The following is an 18071-nucleotide window of genomic DNA, read 5'->3' on the forward strand; positions in this document are numbered from 1 at the left end:
AAATCACTTTGTAATTCTTCAAAAATCACACAAAACGAAACAATAGATCTGAGTATCTATTTCACATAGCTGCCATTGCGGCTTACTGTTTCTTTGAAAAGAAGCCTGCCATTGATGTTAATATTATCAAGGACAGGCAGCTTGCCATGTTTTAGATTATATCGAACTCACGTTATTTACCGCTATACAGCAAAAAAATAATTATTTCATCCGTCAAAACAGGTTCCGGTTTTGTTATATCAATATCTTAACTTAAACATCAACTATTAAAAACAGACAATTATGACATTGATCCTTGCCATCGTTCCGGTATTGCTCTTGATTGTATTAATGGCATTTTTTAAAATGCCGGGTGACAAAAGTAGCGTCATCTCCCTCATAGTAACTATGCTGATAGCTCTTTTCGGATTCCATTATGCGGCAGACAACTTGGTATTTTCATTCGTATACGGTGCACTGAAAGCGGTTTCTCCCATCCTGATTATCATCCTAATGGCTATCTTCAGCTACAATGTATTGCTGAAAACAGAGAAAATGGAGATTATCAAACAACAATTCTCTTCCATCTCTACCGATAAAAGTATCCAGGTACTGCTCCTTACCTGGGGTTTCGGAGGGTTGCTTGAAGCTATGGCAGGTTTTGGTACAGCTGTTGCCATCCCCGCCGCTATCCTGATCAGTCTGGGATTCAAACCCATTTTTTCAGCTACCGTCAGCCTGATTGCCAATAGTGTGGCTACGGCTTTCGGTGCCATAGGTACACCGGTGCTGGTACTCGCCAAAGAAACCAATCTGGATGTACAGGTGCTGAGTACGAACGTCGTACTGCAACTTTCCGTACTAATGTTCCTGATACCGTTGGTACTGCTCTTCCTGGCCGACCCGAAAATAAAATCATTACCCAAAAACCTATTTCTGGCACTGCTGGTAGGCGCTGTATCTTTAGGCAGCCAGTACGTTGCGGCCCGATATATGGGGGCGGAATCACCGGCTATCATCGGCAGCATCTTGTCTATCGTCGTTATCATTATTTATGGCAAACTGACCTCTCCGAAAAAAGAGAAAGAACAGAAAAGCATGTTGAAGGGTAAAGATATCCTAAACGCTTGGAGCATTTATCTGCTGATTTTGTTACTGATCATACTGACCAGTCCGCTTTTCCCGGGACTCCGAAGTACGCTTGAAAATAACTGGGTGACACGCATCAGCCTCCCCATCAATGACTCCACCGTGAACTATACCATCGCCTGGCTGACACATGCCGGAGTTCTGCTTTTCGTAGGCACGTTTGTAGGCGGTCTGATACAGGGAGCCAAAGTGAAAGAGCTGTTTGTCGTTTTATGGAACACGGTGAAACAATTAAAGAAAACGTTCGTCACCGTTATCTGCCTGGTGGGGTTATCTACCATTATGGATACGGCAGGCATGATTTCCGTGATTGCCACTGCACTCGCCACAGCCACCGGAAGCCTCTACCCTCTCTTTGCTCCGGTTATCGGCTGTCTGGGTACCTTCATCACCGGAAGTGATACATCCTCGAACATCCTCTTCGGAAAGCTGCAAGCCAGCGTAGCAGGACATATCAATGTCAGTCCGGACTGGTTATCAGCCGCCAATACGGTAGGTGCGACAGGAGGCAAAATCATCTCTCCTCAAAGTATCGCCATCGCTACATCGGCAGGAAACCAACAAGGGAAAGAAGGAGAAATCCTGAAAGCAGCCATTCCATATGCACTGGCTTATGTAGTCATTACGGGAATCATTGTGTATATATTCAGTTAACCATTAACGGTATTGATAAAAAAGGTGTGTCGCAACTCTTATTCACCGCAGAGTTATGACACACCTTTTGTCTATTGTATTAATCTATCTGATTTTTCAGAAACAGGTCATATAAAATCAGTTGACTATGGTTTCTTATTTCAGATTCGTATTTGCATTCGTCTCTTTTTCAGGAATAGAATACAAATAATACTTACTATTGGGCACAAACTTCGTTCCATCGGGGAAGCTGGTGAACCAATGTCCTTCTGGATGATACTTCTTGAAAGTGCCGTTCTGCTGCCAACAATCGTACTCCTTAGCAGCTTCCACATCAGTCAGTGCGACACGTACCACAGGACGTTGCGTACGTAGAACATCAGTAATGCCAAATCCTTCACCCCAAAGTTCACGGCGACGTTCCATCAGAATTTCATCAATAACCTGCTCTTGCGTTTTTCCGGTAAGATCATAATCGGCCAGTCCGCGGGCATTCCTTAAAGTATTGAGCGGTTTTACGGCTTCGCCCAATTGACCTTTACGTGCCAAAGCTTCGGCAGCTATCAGATACATCTCGGCAGAACGCATAATGACAATATCTCCCGTCTGATCAGAGCGGATACGGAACTTGCGGTATCCCAGATAACCTTCACGCATCCACTGGAACAATTCCAGACGAATATCACCTTCGGTAAAAGTATCCTTGAAATGCGGATCGGCCATAAAACTATTATATGAATCGGGTTCCACCACATCCAGATAATAGAAGTTATAGCTGGCATCGGACTGGCTGACAGATTGCGGATGCCCCCAGATCCACTCGGTATTCGATATATCGTTGAAGCCCATATAGTTTTTGGCATCCGTCATCAGAGTGTAACCTTTGGCAGCTTCCAATGCGGCTTTGGCGGCTTCGTCCCACTGTCCGGTGAGCAGATAAGTACGGGCCAGAAGTCCGTTTACCACATCGGTGTTAGGTTTGTATTTCGACTTGTCATTCGGACGTACATAACCGTCAAGAAGTCCTTTGGCACGGTTGAGGTCATTGATGATCTGTGTATAGATCTCTTCGAGCGTTGCCTTTCCTTTAGGTTTGGTATTCGGATTGGTCGGTTCGGTATACAACGGTACACAAAGAGCATTCTTATCTTTCAGATAGGTGAACTGATAATGCTGTGCCAAATGAAGATAACAGAAAGCACGTACGGCAAGTGCCTGTCCCTGGGCATGCCGGAACTCAGGTGTATCATCATCTCCGGTAGCTTGAATAGAAATGGCCGTATTACAGTTGTCAATGGTCTTATACATCAGATACCAGGCGAAAGTGGTACGTCCGTCGGAAGGCATCACCACGTCATTGAACTGATAAGAAGAATTAAACCCATACATAGGGCGCGAAACCACGTCATCGGCCATCATGTCGTCCAGGCACATCAAAGCACGATAGCCGATGTTGGCATAAGTGGTACCATATTCGAACAGATTGTACCACGCACCGTTAAAGATGCGTTCGGCATTCGAAGGTACAGGTACGAGGCCGGAATCTACGGCATCTGTCGGCTTATTGTCGAGGAAGTCGCTGCTGCAACTCCCCAGGAACAAAAGGAAGAAGAGAAGGAGAAAGGAAAACTTACCTTTAGGGATCTTATCTCCGGAGGTATTACTCACGGAAACCTCTCTCCCACCCTCTGTCCGAGGAAGAGGAGAAGAAGAGATATGTCTGTTATTGTTAAATCGTATTGTTCTCATATCATCTGTTATTTTATACTTTACTATATCTGTTATATGTGATTTATGCATGATTAAACCGGGGCGGAGCATACGATTGCAACAGCCCTTTTCCGGGGATTAAAGCCTTAGAACGAAACATTGATTCCTCCTGAAATGGAACGCATGGCCGGATAACGGTAATATGTCAACCCACTGATATCCTGTTCGGGATCGAGTCCCTGATTCTTCGAAACGGTGAGCAGATTATCGGCCTGTACAAACAATTGCAGGCTGTTCAGACTGATCTTCTTTATCATCGGTTGCGGGAAGTTATACGATAGTGTGATATTCTTCATCCGCAGGAACGAGTTATTAAACAGGTTACGTGTGGAATTTGCATTCCAACTGTTCGATACGGTTTTTAGTGCCGGTACATCAGTATATCGATTCTCCGGTGTCCAACGGTTCAGGATTTCTGTCGACCAGGCACGTCCAGTAGAACTTCCGTTATGCCATAGCATAGTTACGTCACGGTCCACGATATAATTTCCGATACTATAGGCAAAAATTGTCGATAGTTCAAAGCCCTTATACGAGAAAGCGGTATTAAATCCCCCGTACACTTTGGGTAAGGATGATTTGCCGGTATAGTAATAATCCGCCTGGGCATAGTCATTGGTAGTCGTACACCCGGTGATCTTGTTATTGGCATCTTTCACATTTTTGTACCACAACGGATCCCCGTTTTCCGGATCAACTCCCGCCCATTTCTTCATGTAAAAATCATAAACAGAACGTCCCACTGCCAGTTTATGAACTCCGTTCACAGGCATATCTTTCAATGGAAGGTCAGTCACGACATTCTTATAATGTGTCAGGTTAAGCCCCAATCGCCACATAAAGTCCCGGGTATGGATTAAGGTACCTTTCAGATCGATTTCAACACCAGTATTCTTTAGTTCGCCTACATTCTCGTCTACTGAATTATAACCGAGCGAGGGAGCCAGCGGACGGGAATAGAGTAAATCTTTCGAACGCCGACGGAAGAAATCGAACGAACCGGAGAATCGGTTGTTGAACAACGAGAAGTCAATGCCGGCATTGAAATTCAAGTTGGTTTCCCACTTCAGTTTTGGTGTAGCCAGACGATCGGATACCAATGCATTCTCTCCGTTATTGCTCACCACCGAATAAAGTCCGCTGCTGGCATAATACGTTCCCAAATTATCGTTACCCTGCGCACCATAACTAACCTTCAATGTGAGAGCAGAAAGCCAGTCGCTCGTAGCCACCATGAAGTCTTCACGATCGATACGCCAGGAAGCACCGACGGACCAGAAATTACCCCAACGGGTCTCTGGAGCAAAACGGGAAGATCCGTCCCGCCGATAAGAACCTGAAAAGAAATATTTGCTTTGATAGTCATATTGGGCATTTAAGAAGTATCCTACCAACGAGTAATTGACGCGGTATCCTGTCCCTCCGGTTACCAGCGAACCGACAGCCAGTTCGGGAAAATCGGGCAATGCCATATTCGAACGGGATGCCCGCAACACATCGTAACGGTAAGAATAAGCCTCTTGTCCGGCCAACAGGTTGAAATGATGCTCTCCGAGGGTTTTGTCATAAGTCAGGATATTATTCCAAGTCCACGAAAAAGTACGGTCGTTTTCACGACTCGATGAACCTCCGGTATTAACAGCCGGGCCTATTTTAGGGTTGGTATAGTCGAGTGAATTATAATTGATCAGGTCAAAGTTGAAGCTGGTTTTAAACTTCAATCCTTCGATAAAAGTAACCTCAAGGAAAGTACGTCCCGAAAATTCATCTTTCATACGCTCCGACTTATCATTGGGTAATGTAGCCGGAAGGTTCCAGTTAGCCATCGAACCGGACGGACGGTAAGAACCGAAATCGTATATCCGCTGTCCCTCGGAATCCAGTTTATAGGTTCCGTCTTCGTTCATCTGATAGATGGGATAGAACCCGTTCATCAGACGGCCGGCATTGATGACGTTACTTGTTTTCGTATCCGATGATACAGGATAATTCTGCAAAGAGTGGGCAAAGCTCATGTTCACTCCTCCCCGAAGCCATTTGGTCATCTGGCTTGTCACGTTCGAACGGAGATTAAAGCGTTCATAGCCGGACTCCAAGGCAATACCTTTATCATTCAGATATCCGGCAGAGAAGTAATATTGATTGGTTTTGCCCCCTCCTGAGACATTCAATCCCAATTCCGTGCGAAGTGCCTGCTGCTCCATGGCATCCTGCCAATCGAAGTTCCAGAGTGGAACGGCCCCGTCCACCAATTTTCCATCCGTGCCTACCGGCTGAGGGTATTTAGCCCCATAAGGATTGGGGCCACTCCCCATGAGTTTTCCTACCAAGTCTTTAGAAGCTTTGATAGCCGCCGTCTGAGGAGTGTAATTCTTTGTATCAAGTGCATATTGGTTACGTAAAGCCTCCCAATAAAGTTCGAAGTACTGATCGGTGCCGATCCGGTCGTAATCGCGTACCGCACGATTGGAACCACCGAAGCTGGCTTTCACATTCACCGTAGTCTTCGAATCGCTTTGTCCCTGTTTAGTGGTGATAATAATTACACCATTGGCACCACGCGAACCGTACAAAGCAGCCGAGGCCGCATCTTTCAGAACCGTCATCGATGCAATATCTTCGGGGTTGATAGAGTTCACACTGCCGTCATAAGGCACACCATCCACTACATAAAGAGGTGCACTGGACGCATTGATGGATCCGATACCACGGATACGTATGGTTGCATCGGTACCCGGCTGACCGCTTGCGGCACTTGCCTGCAGACCGGCTACGGTTCCTTCAAGGGCACGTGAGACACTCGAGGTTTGTAATTTTGCTATCTCGTCACCTTTAACGGTAGAAGCGGCACCGGTGAAACTATATTTCTTGGCAGTGGCATAGGCTACTACCATCACTTCTTCCAATTGTTTGCTGTCGGGCACCAGTTCGACATTGATCACTGAGCGTCCACCCACTTTATGTTCCACGGATTTCAGTCCGATAAAACTGAATACCAGCGTACCATCGGACGGTACATTAATGGAATACTTACCGTCGATACCCGTAATGGTACCGACACTGGTTCCTTTCACTAATACCGATACACCGGGCAACGGGTCTCCTTCGGACACAACAGTGCCCGAAACACGTATGTCATTCATTGTCCCGGCATGTAATGCTGCAACCGAAACCACAAAGAGCAACGTAAATAATAGACGTAAATTGGTCTTCATACCTTAAGTTTAGTTATGTTTAAATTAGAATCTTTTGTTTAACACACAATCCGGCAGATTGTTGTTAAAAGCTTTGAAATTGTTGTTTTATTCTTGAAGGTGTGTCAAAAGCCACCTACATTTTTTAATTAATTTTCACGGATCATTCCATGCTGCAAAAGTAGAGCATAGAGGTTGTTCCCGAAATCCCTTTTATAGGGGATTCTTGTACCGCATTTGTGGTAGAAGTGACACTTCTGTTCACAAACCGATGCTATCCCTTGGTCATTCCGTAGATTCTTTGTAGCTTTGCCCCCGTCCGATAACAAGATATCCCCCATATAGCTTATGAAAAAAGAAAGGTATATATCGCATTCGTTCATCCGCTTCCGCCAGTGGAGCCGGAAAGCCTATGCCATATTCGCCACTTTGGGATTGTGTGTCACCATCGGACAATTGAGAAAGAATGTTACGGAATGTGCGTTGTGCAAGCAACAGACTCCACATACGGAAGGAATTGACCCGCAACGTGAAACAGAAGATTCTGTCCCGGAAGAAGATTGGGAGAGTACCGTACTGTCTCCCACACCCTTACTCTTTCTTTTCATTCCATTTCAATCTTTGAAACATTCTTATTCAGGTGCCGCACAGCAGGCTGTTGCGACATCCGTTTTATACATTTTATATAAAGAGGTTGCCTCCCATCCAAATGGGACCGGCAACCTCTTTTTTAATTCCCCATCCTATGACCATTGAAGAAATCAAAAACCAAGTATTACAGGGAACGGCGATCAGCCGTGAGCAGGCCGAATGGCTGGCACAATTTCCCCGAAAAGAAGAGTTGTACGATGCAGCGCACGAAATCACCCGTTTCTGCGCTTCACAGGAGTTCGACATGTGTTCCATCATCAATGCCCGTTCGGGACGCTGCCCCGAAAACTGCAAATGGTGTGCACAGTCGTCCCACTACAAGACGAAGGCAGATGTATACGATCTGGTGAGTGCGGAAGAGTGTCTGCGTCAGGCCAAATACAACGAAGCGCAAGGAATCAATCGTTTTTCACTGGTGACCAGCGGTCGGAAACCTTCGCCTAAAAACATGAAGGAACTTTGTGTAGCCGCACGACGAATGCGACGTCACTCGTCTATCCGGCTATGCGCCTCACTGGGACTATTGGACGAAGAAGAATTACAGGCACTGTACAATGCCGGAGTCACCCGGTATCACTGTAACCTTGAGACTGCTCCTTCACATTTCGACTCACTCTGCACCACACATACACAGGAGCAGAAACTGAAGACCCTGCATGCCGCACGACGGGTGGGAATGGACCTTTGTTGCGGAGGTATCATCGGTATGGGCGAAACCGTGGAACAACGAATAGAGTTTGCCTTCACGCTCCGCGAGCTCGACATCCAGTCCATCCCGATCAACCTGTTGCAACCCATACCGGGCACTCCGCTCGAACATCAGTCACCGCTCAGCGAAGAAGAGGTACTGACAACAGTCGCCCTTTTCCGTTTCATCAACCCTACAGCCTACCTGCGCTTTGCCGGGGGACGTTCGCAGCTCACGCCCGAAGCTGTCCGGAAATCGCTCTATATCGGCATTAACTCCGCCATTGTGGGAGATTTGCTGACTACTCTTGGCTCTAAAGTATCGGATGACAAAGAGATGATTCTTTCGGAAGGCTACCATTTTGCCGACTCACAGTTCGACCGCGAACACTTATGGCACCCGTATACTTCGACTTCCAATCCACTTCCGGTCTATAAAGTGAAACGGGCTGACGGTGTCACCATCACATTAGCAAGCGGGCAGACACTGATCGAAGGTATGTCATCGTGGTGGTGTGCAGTCCACGGATACAATCATCCGGCATTGAACCGGGCAGTACAAGAGCAACTCAGCAAGATGTCTCACGTCATGTTCGGCGGACTTACACACGATCCGGCTATCGAACTGGGCAAACTGTTGCTGCCGCTGGTTCCGCCTTCCATGCAAAAGATATTCTATGCCGATTCAGGTTCGGTAGCAGTTGAAGTAGCGATGAAAATGGCCGTACAGTATTGGTATGCAGCCGGACAACCGGAAAAAAGTAATTTCGTCACCATCCGCAGCGGTTACCACGGAGATACCTGGAATGCCATGTCGGTATGCGATCCAGTAACGGGAATGCATAGCATCTTCGGTTCGGCACTCCCTATCCGCCATTTCCTCCCCGCCCCTACTTCACGGTTCGGAGACGAATGGGATCCGGAAGACATCCGTCCGCTGGAACAACTGCTGGAAAAGCAGTCCGGAAAATTGGCAGCTTTCATTCTCGAGCCAATTGTACAAGGTGCGGGAGGCATGCGGTTCTATCATCCGGAATACCTACGGCAAGCTGCACACCTCTGCCGACAGCATGGGGTATTGTTGATCTTTGACGAAATAGCGACCGGATTCGGGCGTACCGGAAAATTCTTCGCCTGGGAACATGCCGGAGTAGAGCCGGACATCATGTGCATCGGAAAAGCCCTGACAGGAGGATACATGACCCTGTCGGCAGTACTGACCACCAACGAAGTAGCAGACTGCATCTCCAACCATTTCCCGGGTGCCTTCATGCACGGGCCTACGTTTATGGGAAATCCTCTGGCATGTGCCGTGGCGTGTGCATCGATACGGCTGCTTCTGGAATCCGGCTGGCAAGAAAATGTAAAACGGATCGAAGCACAACTAAACCGTGAACTGGCTCCGGCGCGTAAGCTTCCTCAAGTAGCGGACGTACGGGTATTGGGTGCCATCGGAGTGATCGAAATGAAAGAACCGGTGGACATGGCACATCTGCAACGCCGTTTTGTAGAAGAAGGGATCTGGCTGCGTCCGTTTGGTAAACTGGTATATGTAATGCCCCCGTTTATCATTACATCCGAACAGTTGACGAAACTGACGGAAGGAATGATAAAATGTATAACCGACGGCTCCACCTGTCTCTAAACTGATGATTCACCACAGAGGACACAGAGGACACAGAGAATATATTTCTCTTAAACATCCTAATAAACAAGAGATTAAAACTCTGTGTCCTCTGTGTCCTCTGTGGTGAAATAAACTCAAAAACATTACAATCATGAACTATAATCAAGAAACGGAAGGCTATGAATCCGTCCGTTTCTTTGAGGAGTTGAAACTTCTCAAAGAACAGAATAATTTCCGTATCCTCCCTACCCTGATTCATCAAGGCAAAGAGGTCATCATTAACGGGCAACGGATGCTAAACCTATCGTCCAACGATTACTTGGGACTGGCCAATGATACTGTCTTACTAAATGCTTTCTGGCAGACAGTAAAACCGGAAGAAGTCAAATTCTCTTCCTCTTCCTCCCGTCTGCTTACCGGTAATTTTGCCGCATACGGTGAACTGGAAGATCTCTTGTCTTCACTTTTCGGGACAGAAGCAGCATTGGTATTCAACTGCGGATATCATGCCAATACAGGTATTCTGCCAGCCATATGCAACACAAAGACACTGATTCTCGCGGACAAACTGGTACATGCCAGCCTGATAGACGGTATCCGGTTATCGGAGGCCAAATATATCCGTTATCGGCACAATGAATACAGCCAGTTAGAAAAATTAGTTGAAACCCATCACAAACAATACGAACAGGTGATTATCGTTACCGAAAGCATCTTCAGTATGGATGGAGACGAAGCAGACCTGCCCCGGCTGATCAAGCTCAAACAAAAGTATCCGAACATACTGCTCTACGTGGACGAAGCCCATGCGGTAGGTGTCCGGGGAGCAGGCGGACTGGGATGCGCCGAAGCTTACGGATGCATAGCGGATATCGACTTTCTGGTAGGTACCTTCGGAAAAGCGCTGGCTTCTGCCGGAGCCTACGTAGTATGCAAACAAGTAATACGGGATTATCTGATTAATAAGATGCGTCCTTTCATCTTCACCACCGGTCTTCCGCCCGTCACCCTACAATGGACTTCATTCGTACTCCGCCATTTGGCTGAATATCAAGAAAAGAGAGAACACTTAGCAGCCATCAGTAAGCGTTTGCGAGTTGCGCTCCGGGAGAAAGGTTATTCTTCCACTTCAGTCAGTCAGATCGTGCCTATGGTAGCAGGTGAAAGTGTAACTGCCATACAGATAGCGAAAGAGTTACAACGTAAAGGATTCTACGCATTACCTGTCCGTCCGCCTACAGTACCGGAAGGTACTTCCCGCATCCGCTTTTCACTGACCGCAGACGTGACAGACGAGGAAGTGGAAAAACTCATATCAACAGTAAATGATAATCGATGAACTGTAAACGATGAATGATAAACTGTGAACGATAAACAATAAAGCTATGATACTTAAAAGACTATATCAAACAAAATATTCTCAGAACTCTCCTCTCCCCGGGAGAGAGACCGGGAGTGAAGTCATTCTCTTCTTTACCGGATGGGGAATGGACGAAACTCCCTTCATACATTATCTCCCACAACATAGAGACTTGATTATCTGCTATGATTACCGTTCCCTTGACTTTGACAAGACGTTGCTCTCCACATATACCCAAATACAGGTTGTAGCCTGGTCAATGGGAGTATGGGCTGCTTCACAAGTGCTGCAAGGCAGTAACCTTCCCATAACGCAAAGCATTGCCATCAACGGTACTCCTTTCCCCATCGATAACGCAAGAGGAATCCCTCCCGTCATTTTTGAGGGCACACTCAACAACCTCAGCGAAGCAACGCTACAGAAGTTTCGCAGACGGATGTGCGGTTCGGGAAGTGACTTTAAGGCTTTCTGCGAGATAGCTCCCCAAAGAACGGTTGAGGAACTGAAAGAGGAACTGGCCGCCATCCGCAAGCAATGCAACGAACTGCCCCCATCCGCCTTTGTCTGGAATAAAGCGATTATCGGAGAATCAGACCATATCTTTCCGTCCCGGAATCAGGAACAGGCGTGGGAAGGGCATTGCACTGAAATACAGCGATATGAAGGAGCACATTATGACGATAAGATATTGAAAGAGAACCTCTCTCCCATTATTCCCTTTTCCAAACAGCTGATCGCCCAACGCTTCTCAAAAGCAATCGATACCTATCCTCACGAAGCCCGCGTGCAACAGCAGATTGCCCGGAAAATGTGTACCCTGTTACAGCAGCACCTCCCCCGGCAATCTTTCCGCCGCATCGTAGAGTTCGGTTGTGGCACGGGTACTTACTCGCGTTTGTTGCTCCGTTCGTTTCGTCCGGAACGCTTACTGCTGAATGATCTCTGTGAAGAGATGCGCCACAGTTGCGAAGATATCCTGAACGAACAGGTTTCTTTCCTGCCCGGAGATGCCGAAGCACTTGCCTTTCCCCACGGAACGGAACTGATCACCTCGTGTTCCGTCCTGCAATGGTTTGAGCATCCCGACGCTTTTTTCCGCAAATGCGAAAACATCCTGAATGCACAGGGATACATCGCCTTCAGTACATTCGGGAAAGAAAACATGAAGGAGATCCGTCAACTGACCGGACAGGGACTCGCCTACCGTTCAAGAGAAGAACTGACTGCTTCGCTCTCGGCACTATACGACATCGTGCATACGGAAGAAGAAGTCATCTCACTGAATTTCAGCAATCCGATGGAAGTACTTTATCACCTGAAACAAACCGGAGTGACGGGTACCTGTAACAGAGCCTGGACCCGGAGCAAACTGAGCCTCTTCTGTCAGGAATATGAGCGTCTGTTCAGCCCTGGTAAAGGCTCTGTTTCACTGACCTATCATCCCATTTATATCATTGCAAAGAAAAGATAATAACGACCTGCGGGTCTCAAACATAAGAAGTATGAAAAAGAATGTGTATTTTATCAGCGGCATCGATACAGATGCAGGAAAGAGTTATGCCACAGGTTATCTGGCACGGGAATTGAACCGGAAAGGCCAACGTACCATTACCCAAAAGTTTATCCAGACCGGAAATACGGGTCATTCGGAAGATATCGACCTGCACCGCCGCATCATGGACATCGCCCTTACCGATGACGACCGGGAAGGATTGACCATGCCTGAAATCTTTTCTTATCCCTGTTCTCCACATCTCGCCTCACGTATCGACGGACGGCCCATCGATTTCGACAAGATAGAACGTGCCACAGAAGAGTTGAGCCACCGTTACGACATCGTCCTGCTCGAAGGTGCCGGCGGACTGATGGTTCCACTCACCGAAGAGTTCCTGACCATCGACTATGTAGCGCAAAAGGGTTATCCGTTACTTTTTGTCACTTCGGGCAAGCTGGGCAGCATCAACCACACTCTCCTCAGCCTGGAAGCTATTAAAAGCCGGGGCATCGAACTGGATACGGTATTATACAACCTCTATCCCACAGTCGAAGACCGAACCATACAAGAGGATACACAGCAATTTATCCAACGGTATCTGAAGAAGCATTTCCCGGAAACTAAATTCAGGACAGTACCGGAATTATAAACGCCACGGTACACGATTGCAAAATCTCTTTCACCACAGATTAACGGATTACACAAACAGGCAATTCAAGGATAAGCAACTCCGGCTGTTATATCTTTGTGTAATCTCTTAACCTGTGATGATAACAAGTATTTTAATTGCTGTTTACGGAAACTTTATACCGATGATAAATGTTTATTTCATGACATTAGTTTTTAGACACATCAGGTTAAATAGAAGTTTTCAGTATGAGTTTCAACATTGTAAAAAACGACAAGAAGCGTGTCATCATCGTAGGTGGTGGCTTCGGTGGTCTCAAGTTGGCCAACAAGCTAAAGAAATCTGGCTTTCAGGTTGTTTTAGTAGACAAGAACAATTATCATCAGTTTCCTCCCCTGATTTATCAGGTCGCATCCGCCGGACTTGAACCCAGCTCTATCTCCTTCCCTTTCCGGAAGATTTTTCAAAAGCGAAAAGACTTTTACTTCCGCATGGCAGAGGTACGGGCCATTTTCCCCGAGAAAAAGATGATCCAGACTTCCATCGGTAAAGCAGAATATGATTATCTGGTATTGGCAGCCGGCACTACTTCGAACTTCTTCGGCAACGAACACATCGAAGAAGAAGCCATGCCTATGAAAACCGTTTCGGAAGCCATGGGATTGAGAAATGCTCTGCTGGCAAACTTTGAACGGTCAATCACCTGCGCCACAGAACGTGAGCGACAGGAGTTGCTTAATGTTGTCGTAGTGGGCGGGGGAGCCACCGGAGTGGAGATAGCCGGAGTACTTTCGGAAATGAAAAAGTTCGTACTCCCCAATGATTATCCGGATATGCCCAGCAGCCTGATGCACGTCTATCTGATTGAAGCAGGAGACAGACTGTTGGCCGGAATGTCCGAAGATTCATCGCGTCATGCCGAACAGTTCCTACGCGAAATGGGAGTCAACATCCTGCTGAACAAGCGGGTGACGGACTACAAAGATCATAAAGTGGTGTTGGAAGACGGGACAGAGATAGCCACACGCACCTTCATCTGGGTGAGTGGTGTGGCAGCCATCACCTTTGGCAATATCAGCGGAGAGTTACTGGGACGGGGAAGAAGAATCAAGGTAGACGAATTTAACCGTGTACAGGGAACTGAGCATATTTTCGCAATCGGCGACCAGTGTATCCAGACCACGGACAAGAACTATCCCAACGGACACCCGCAACTGGCACAAGTAGCCATCCAACAAGGAGAGCTGCTTGCCAAAAACCTGCAAAGACTGGAAAAAGGAAAACCGATGCAACCGTTCCATTACCGCAACCTGGGATCGATGGCAACCGTAGGACGCAACCGTGCCGTAGCAGAGTTCAGCAGTTTCAAAACCGCCGGATGGCTGGCCTGGGTGATGTGGTTGGTTGTTCACTTACGTTCCATCCTGGGAGTGCGAAACAAAGCAAACGTATTGCTCAACTGGATATGGAATTACTTCACTTACGACCAGTCTCTGCGAATGATTGTTTATGCAAAGAAAGCAAAAGAGGTGCGTGACCGTGAAGAACTGGAAGCGAAAACGCATTGGGGTGAAGAGAACCATACACAGCCATAAAGGAATTATCGCTCCGCTCAGGAATCAGAGAAATTAAACCAACTGATTTTGCAATGACTTTTAATCCACTACAGAGTACACGGAGTACACAGAGATTAAAAACTCTGTGTACTCCGTGTACCTGTGGTGAATTGTATTCGTATCTATTCCGTCAGGTTACTCATATCGTAATGACCGTGCCGGTTTTCCCACTATGATCTTCACTGTCTGGCAGGCTACTGTCACAAACGAAATCAGCAGCATCAACACTACCGGAATTATAAAGAACCATGCTTTCAAGTCCGTGCGGAAAGCATAATGACTCAACCAGGCATTCATGCTGAACCAGGCGACGGGCAGCGCAATGACTACTGCTACCAGGATCAATTGGAAGAAGCCTTTACCCAGTTGATAGAACAGATTCCAACGGGCAGCCCCCAATACTTTCCGGATCCCCATCTCCTTGGTACGCGTCGAGCACGAAAACATTACCAGTACCCACAATCCCAGACAAGAGATGAAAATAGCCAGACCTGTAAAACAGCCGATCATGACACCGAACACCTCGTCCTGCCGATACTGATGATCGAAGAACTGGTCGAGAAAGAAGAAGTCGTAACTGGAATCTTCGAAATAGCGATGCCAGATCTCCTCAACCTGTGACACCAGCTCTTTCGGGTCGCCGGACTTCATCACAACAGAGATATACCGCTGCGGCAACCAGTCGATTTTATCTTTATGAATCAACATAATCGGCGTATAGTTTTTATTGAGTGCCTGCTGGTGATAATCCTTCACCACGCCGATGATCTGCATCGGAGCATCGGTACACTCCACCTCTATCTCTTCGCCGAGAGCCTCTTCGTTAGAAGCAAGTCCTAAGTTACGGACAGCAGACTCGTTGACCACCAACTTATTCACGTCGTCTCCATAATCCTCGGAGAACCCGCGTCCAGCCACAAGCTGAAGTCCGTAAGCATCGATGTAGTCCGGGTCACACACCAGCATTTCATAGAGCCGGTTTTGCTTCAAAGCGTCGCTTTTCCGGCGATTGGATAAGAAGGTAGCCACCTCCTCACCCGGAACCGCACCGGAAAAAGTGACTTTATCCACCAAAGGCAGACGGGCAATAGCTTTCTTCATGGCTTCGAGTTTGGTATTCATCCCTTCGGTCCGTCCGGGGAATTTCACCACCAGGGTCTGGTCCGTCTTCACTCCCAACGACTGACTGCGCATGAAGTTCAACTGCGCAAACACAATCAATGTACCGCACAACAAAATCATGGAAGCTGTATACTGAACAACCACGAGCACTTTGCGAGTGCCTTCTCCCGATTTACTGTTGAGGAACTTTCCCTTCAGCAACGTAATCGGTTTACGATTCAGCAGTGCCAGTGCAGGATAGTAACCGGAAAGGAAAATACCGCCAACTAACACGAACAACAGTAACAGCCACCAATATCCGGTCAACCAAACAGAGAAGGTAACCGTACGACTTACCAACTGATTGAAATACGGGAGAACCAGTTCAATCAGCCCCACAGCCAGCACAAAAGCAACCAAGTTCATCACCAAAGCCTCAAATAAGAACTGTGAAATAAGCTGTTTGCGGAAAGCTCCTATCACCCGGCGTACCCCTACTTCCTTGGCACGTTCCATCGAACGGGCTACGGTCAGGTTGATATAATTGATCCAGGCAATTGCCAGAATGGCTATGGCAGCAAAGATCAGGGCAATCATCGCCGTGCGGTTTCCCTTGATCTCGGCCTCGTATCCCACTTGGGGTTTGAGATGGATATCGGCCAATGGAGTCAGTGAAACGCCCCAGATTTTGTTCTTCAGAGCCTCGTCCGTCTTATATTTCTCCGCCATTGCCGGAAACGCTTCTTCTATTTCTGCCTTCCTTTCGGGAGAATCGAGTAATACGTAAGTATAAACCTCGTGCTTATACCAATAATCATGCAAATACTGTCCGAGCGATTTATAGGAAATCAGGAAATTGTAATGGACATGTGAATTGGAAGGCATCTCTTTCATAACACCGGTCACTTCGCAAACCACCTTGTCATAAGGTCCAGTAAAGATAAGTATCTTACCGATGGGATCTTCATCCTGAAAATATTTACGGGCAATCCGTTCGGTGATGACCACCTGCCGGGGCATGGAGAGGCAAGTGGCCTTATCTCCCTTCACCAACTCAAAGTCGAACAAACGGAAGAAGCCGGGATCGGCATAAGCAATCTGGTTTTCACGTAAAGTAAGTTCACCATACTTCACAATCTGTTCCGGCTGATACAAGGAAACCACCCGCGTATAGTCTTCAATTCCGGCCAGATTCTCTTTCATGGCCGAACCATAACCAAACGAACTGCTGGCCCAATAGTCGGTCTGTACTTCGCCTTCATAGAAAGTGCTTTCCACACGGAAAATGCGTTCGTACTTCTCGTGCATCTTGTCGAAACTGAACTCAAAAGTGACATAAGTCAATATCAGCAAGGCAGATGCCATGCCGACTGCCAATCCGAAAACATTGATGAAACTGAATCCTTTCCGTTTCATCAGGTTACGATAGGCACTATTCCAATAATTCCCTATCATACGCTCTCTGTATTAGTCCCGGAAGTTTCGTCCAGCGGACGGTTGATATTCTCGGCTACGATCTTCCCATCGAGCAGGCGGATAATCCGGTGGGCATAAGTCGCATCACGCTGCGAGTGAGTAACGATGATGATGGTAGTCCCCTGACGGTTCAGTTCCCGTAGTAGCTCCATCACTTCCACACCGTTTACCGAGTCGAGGTTTCCGGTCGGTTCATCGGCAAGCAACAATTTACAGTCCGTCACCACGGCACGGGCTATGGCGACGCGCTGTTGTTGTCCACCGGAAAGCTGTTGCGGAAAATGATTGGCACGGTGCAACAAATTTACTTTCTCAAGTACCTGTTTCACCTTTTCTTTCCGTATGGCAGGTTTCATGCCCAGATATACCAGAGGAAGCTCCACATTCTCGTATACGGTCAGTTCGTCAATCAGGTTGAAACTCTGGAAAATAAATCCCAGATTTCCCTTACGCAGAGCCGTCAGTTGGTTCTCGTTCATCTTATCCACCTGTTTGCCTTCGAAGAAGTAAGAGCCGGAAGTGGGTGAATCGAGTGTACCCAGGATATTCAGCAGAGTAGACTTGCCACACCCGGAAGGGCCCATGATAGCTACAAATTCTCCCCGCTCCACTTGCATACTCACTTCATTCAACGCTTTGGTCTGCACCTCCTCGGTGGTGAAAAGCATAGACAGTTTTTCTGTTTTAATCATAATTGTTATATAT

11 protein-coding genes are annotated in these 18071 nt (G+C 47.2%); 7 read left to right on the forward strand and 4 right to left on the reverse strand.

Annotation, left to right across the window (positions count from 1 at the left end; genetic code table 11):
* Window positions 1–282: 282 nt before the first annotated feature.
* Window positions 283–1782, forward strand: coding sequence for an L-lactate permease (locus tag QK890_RS04655; protein ID WP_234211661.1), 1500 nt, complete (start codon window positions 283–285; stop codon window positions 1780–1782).
* A 135-nt stretch (window positions 1783–1917) separates the two neighbouring features.
* Here the strand turns inward: QK890_RS04655 and QK890_RS04660 are convergent, their stop codons facing one another.
* Window positions 1918–3510: a RagB/SusD family nutrient uptake outer membrane protein gene (locus QK890_RS04660; RefSeq protein WP_367627222.1), complete on the reverse strand. Its 1593-nt coding sequence runs from the start codon at window positions 3508–3510 to the stop codon at window positions 1918–1920.
* 107 nt (window positions 3511–3617) lie between these two features.
* The gene (locus tag QK890_RS04665) at window positions 3618–6746 is read right to left on the reverse strand and encodes a SusC/RagA family TonB-linked outer membrane protein (RefSeq protein ID WP_367627223.1); all 3129 of its coding nucleotides are present in this window, start codon (window positions 6744–6746) and stop codon (window positions 3618–3620) included.
* A 327-nt stretch (window positions 6747–7073) separates the two neighbouring features.
* Here QK890_RS04665 and QK890_RS04670 point away from each other — a divergent pair, with 327 nt between their 5' ends.
* The 6 genes from QK890_RS04670 (at window position 7074) to QK890_RS04695 (ending at window position 14768) form a co-directional block, all read left to right on the forward strand.
* Entirely contained in the window at window positions 7074–7481 is a 408-nt protein-coding gene (locus QK890_RS04670; RefSeq protein WP_032531862.1) for a hypothetical protein, read from the forward strand.
* Window positions 7471–9708 (forward strand): adenosylmethionine--8-amino-7-oxononanoate transaminase, encoded by a 2238-nt coding sequence (bioA, locus tag QK890_RS04675; protein WP_032539802.1) that lies wholly within the window; start codon window positions 7471–7473, stop codon window positions 9706–9708. The genes QK890_RS04670 and bioA overlap by 11 nt, the downstream gene beginning before the upstream one ends.
* A 133-nt stretch (window positions 9709–9841) precedes the next feature.
* Window positions 9842–11029, forward strand: a complete 1188-nt coding sequence (locus tag QK890_RS04680; RefSeq protein WP_032531860.1) for an 8-amino-7-oxononanoate synthase — start codon at window positions 9842–9844, stop codon at window positions 11027–11029.
* Window positions 11030–11075: 46 nt separating this feature from the next.
* Window positions 11076–12521: a malonyl-ACP O-methyltransferase BioC gene (bioC, locus tag QK890_RS04685; RefSeq protein WP_032539803.1), complete on the forward strand. Its 1446-nt coding sequence runs from the start codon at window positions 11076–11078 to the stop codon at window positions 12519–12521.
* Window positions 12522–12552: 31 nt separating this feature from the next.
* A complete protein-coding gene (bioD, locus tag QK890_RS04690; protein ID WP_032539804.1) occupies window positions 12553–13194 on the forward strand; it encodes a dethiobiotin synthase in 642 nt (213 codons plus the stop codon).
* A gap of 227 nt (window positions 13195–13421) precedes the next feature.
* Window positions 13422–14768, forward strand: coding sequence for an NAD(P)/FAD-dependent oxidoreductase (locus QK890_RS04695; protein ID WP_005776382.1), 1347 nt, complete (start codon window positions 13422–13424; stop codon window positions 14766–14768).
* A gap of 156 nt (window positions 14769–14924) precedes the next feature.
* On the opposite strand, the gene QK890_RS04700 is transcribed toward QK890_RS04695, so the two are convergent.
* Entirely contained in the window at window positions 14925–17345 is a 2421-nt protein-coding gene (locus QK890_RS04700; protein ID WP_032531858.1) for an ABC transporter permease, read from the reverse strand.
* Window positions 17342–18058 carry an ABC transporter ATP-binding protein gene (locus QK890_RS04705; protein WP_032539805.1) on the reverse strand — a complete coding sequence of 239 codons (717 nt, stop codon included), beginning with the start codon at window positions 18056–18058 and terminating at the stop codon, window positions 17342–17344. Before QK890_RS04705 ends, QK890_RS04700 begins: the two co-directional genes overlap by 4 nt.
* Window positions 18059–18071 lie beyond the last annotated feature (13 nt).

The organism is Bacteroides sp. NGMCC 1.200775 (assembly GCF_040798045.1).
GTDB classification, from domain to species: domain Bacteria; phylum Bacteroidota; class Bacteroidia; order Bacteroidales; family Bacteroidaceae; genus Bacteroides; species Bacteroides hominis.